General features: G+C 18.9%; 5 protein-coding genes. 1 reads left to right on the top strand and 4 read right to left on the bottom strand.

The window, feature by feature from the left end; translation table 11 throughout:
• Positions 1-69: 69 nt before the first annotated feature.
• On the bottom strand, positions 70-1,431 hold the full coding sequence (locus GOQ29_RS00990; protein ID WP_203370536.1) for a hypothetical protein: 1,362 nt from the start codon (positions 1,429-1,431) through the stop codon (positions 70-72).
• A 207-nt stretch (positions 1,432-1,638) separates the two neighbouring features.
• Here GOQ29_RS00990 and GOQ29_RS00985 point away from each other — a divergent pair, with 207 nt between their 5' ends.
• Positions 1,639-2,655, top strand: a complete 1,017-nt coding sequence (locus tag GOQ29_RS00985) for a ribonuclease H-like domain-containing protein (RefSeq protein WP_203370535.1) — start codon at positions 1,639-1,641, stop codon at positions 2,653-2,655.
• 54 nt (positions 2,656-2,709) lie between these two features.
• Here GOQ29_RS00985 and GOQ29_RS14915 read toward each other — a convergent pair whose 3' ends face one another.
• The 3 genes from GOQ29_RS14915 to GOQ29_RS14465 all read right to left on the bottom strand — a co-directional run.
• Positions 2,710-2,889, bottom strand: a complete 180-nt coding sequence (locus GOQ29_RS14915) for an SHOCT domain-containing protein (RefSeq protein ID WP_350445950.1) — start codon at positions 2,887-2,889, stop codon at positions 2,710-2,712.
• 254 nt (positions 2,890-3,143) lie between these two features.
• Entirely contained in the window at positions 3,144-3,302 is a 159-nt protein-coding gene (locus GOQ29_RS00975) for a hypothetical protein (RefSeq protein ID WP_203370534.1), read from the bottom strand.
• Positions 3,303-3,439: 137 nt separating this feature from the next.
• A partial coding sequence (locus tag GOQ29_RS14465; protein ID WP_207750624.1) for a hypothetical protein occupies positions 3,440-3,680 on the bottom strand: 241 nt, incomplete at its 5' end.

Here is a 3,680-nt window from a genome sequence, read left to right as displayed (position 1 = left end):
TTTTTTCATTATATAATTTTTTCCATGTCAACCTGTAATAATTTCTTTAATGCAACACTAAAACCTTTTTTAAGGTCTTTTTTTATAATCGGATATAATAGAATATATCTCACTCATTATATATTTCATTTCTTCTTTATCATTATTAAATTCTAAACTGCTTTTTAAATAATAAAAAAATTCATCAGGAGTTCTAAAAGGATTATCTATTAATGATAATATCTTTTTCATTCTTATCTTTCTGTTTCTATTATCCATGTTTTTAATATTTCTATCTATAAACTGAATAAAATTCTCAATAGAATTATATAAATAAGATTGATCCACATATTCATTTTTATTAAAAATTAATTCTTCTCTCTCAATAAAATAATCTTTTAAATACCCTATAACTTTTTCTGTTTTTTGATAAAGATATTCTATATCTTTATCAATATCAAAATTATTTTTTATTATATTTCTAGTAATATCTTGATAATCTTTTGTAGTAGTAATCAATATTTCCTGCATTTCATTTATTCTAATTAATAATTTTTCTTCAGAATCATTTTCAATTTTATTAATATATAAATCAATGTCTTTTATTTCTAATGAATTCATATCATATTTTAATAAATTAATTATTATAAATTTATTTATTACTATTCCCATTTCTCTAATATATTTTAATAATTTTTCAATCTCATTTATGGTATTTTTACTTTCCATATATGCAGCATCTAATTCTTCATAACTAATATTTTTGTAATCTACATCTTTATAATATTGACTTGCTCTAAAATATTTATCAAATGAATCTACATATCCCCATTCTAAGGTTCCGTTAAAAATACCTTTAAATCTCTTAAATAATATATCAACTTTTTCCTTACTATAATTTTTAAAGCTATTCTTTAATGAAGTTTCTAATATATCATAATATTTCTTTTTAGATATCTTAATAGGAACAGTCCATATTATCTCAGAAATTTTTTGATTCAATAATTCTTCATCTTCTATCAAAAATGAATAAACTTCTTTATAAAATTTTTCTAAATCAATTTTAATATTACCTTTAAACTCTTTCCTACTTAAAATATCATAATAAATAGTATTATAATATAAAATCTCAGTAAGATATCTAGATAAGTCTATTATAATTCTATGTATATTTTTTCTTATATTCTTAAAATATTCTAATTTATTATCATCTTTTAAATTCTCTTCATATATTAAATTAATTTTTTGTATATTTTCAATTACCTTTTCTTTTGATTTACGAATATGTTCATATTGTGATCCTAAAGTATTAAATATTTCACTTAAATCATTATCATATTTATCTATTACCTTTTTTCTATATAATATATCTAAAAAAGATAATTTTATTATCGCTAAATTTTGTTCTTTAGAAGTATATTTAAGTCTTTCAATTACTTGATTATTATTCATTTTTCACTCTCCTAATACCACTATATTCATAATTAATATATCTTTCAAAAATATCTATAAAATAAACTACTCTATTTCATAGTTTATCATATTAAAATAAGTAATTCATTCCCTAAATTTAATATAATAGTTTGTTATTTACTATTTTTATAAATTATTTTATAATTAAATAGTTGATTATTAATTTAATCTGGAGGAGGTGATAATTTGGAGGTTATCTCTAACGAATTAGATTTTTTCATTTCTTTGCCCAAAGAAATGAAAAATAACTTAAAAAATAAAAGCTATTGTTTTTTCGATATAGAAACTACAGGTTTTAGTAGGTATAAAGATAGAACTATTTTAATAGGTGTATTATATCCTACAAATAATGGAATAAAAATTATCCAATTATTTGCAAATGAATTAAAAGATGAAAAAGAACTACTTACTAAATTCATAGGTATTATTTCTAAATTTGATATTCTTATATCTTTTAATGGAAATGTCTTTGATATTCCCTTCTTAAATAAAAGATTCAAATATAATAACCTTAAATATTCAATAGATAATAAAAAAAATATAGATTTACTAAAAGTAGTAAAGAAATACAAAAATCTATTAAATTTAGACAATTGCAAATTAAAATCTATAGAAAAATATTTAGGTATTTATCGAAAAGATACTATATCAGGCAAAGAAAGTATAAATTATTACTATAACTATGTCTCTACTAAAGATGAACAACTAAAAAAAATAATTTTAAATCATAACTATGATGATATATATTATTTACCAAAAATATTAAGGATTTATGATCTAATAGAAGAAAAATCTAATATCAATAAAACAATATATTTAAAAAATCACACAATGAATCTTAGTTTAGATATAAGAAATATAAGTTTCAAAAATGAAAAGCTAATTTTAAATGGAAAAACAAATATATTAAATATTAATAACCAAATACATTATAATGATAATTATACATTTAAATGGACTCCTTCTGATGGATTATTTGAATTATCTATAATAATAAATACTGGCAAATTATCCACAGGTAAATCTTGCTTATATTTAGATCAAGAAATGTATGACTTACCTTTAAACCTACAAGATACATCAAATTATAATTTACCTAAAAAATTCATACTTATAAAGGATAATAAAAAGTTAATTAATGAAAATATAAAACTTATATTCGAAACTTTCATAGAAAAAATCCTTGATAACTTAAATATTTAAGTTATCAAGGATTTAATAAAATAATTATGTGATTTTATTTATATGTTTTTGTATTTAACAATAATAATTTTTTATAAAATTGTAATGTAAAAAAATATTATTAAATTTCATATATTGTTTTCCTAATAATTCTTTTTTCTTATTATTAAATTCATCTTGTATAATAATACCATCATCTAAAAGTTCTTTGAATTTCTTTATTTCATCGGCTACGCTTATATTTATTTTCGTCATATTTATTACATCTTTTTTAATATTATTATAATATACTCTAAAAAAATTTAGCAATATTTCCATTTTAATTACATTAACCTTAACACCAAAAAATAGAGGGTTGACAACTCAGCTTCAACTCTCTATTTTTGAATGTTAATGTAGGAATTTTAATCTGCTTATAATAATTTATATTTTAGATTCTTTTTTACTTTATATACTATTGATAAAGTTTTATTCTTATTTTGATTATACATTTAAACATCTCCTAAATCTTATCTTGCTTTTTTACTTTGAATCTCATTTAAAAATTTCTTCTTATTAAAAGTAATTTCATAATAAGTATTTTCATCAATTACATTGTCCTTTAGTGATTTTTCGGCTAATTTAATAAACATTTTTGTTATTTCTTCAAGTTCTTTTATATATTCCATGTTATCACCTCATTATAAAAAACTTAGGAATTATTAAAGTATTTCTATATTAATTTTTAAAAACCTTCTCTTAATGTAAAATTATAAACAAATATGTATATTAATATATTTAAAACAGGAGCATTTTAAGCACTGTTTTAAATCCTATTTCTATTATTTGTTATATTAAGATTCATAGCAATTAAAATATAATCTCTTTTAAAAATTCTTATAGTTTGTTTATTAATATCTATAACTTTAATTAAACCATTATCTATTTTTAATACCTCAATTTTTCTTTGAATTATTTCTAAACCTTTCATATACATTATAAAAATGGTTCTATAATAAATGTTGGGGTGAAAGTCACTCCAGCATTTTTTGATAAAAAATGCACTT

This window comes from Anaeromonas gelatinilytica (assembly GCF_016820635.1).
GTDB classification, from domain to species: domain Bacteria; phylum Bacillota; class Clostridia; order Tissierellales; family SIT17; genus Anaeromonas; species Anaeromonas gelatinilytica.
The sequence above is the reverse complement of the archived record's forward strand: the minus strand, read 5'-3'. Positions and strand labels throughout refer to the sequence as shown.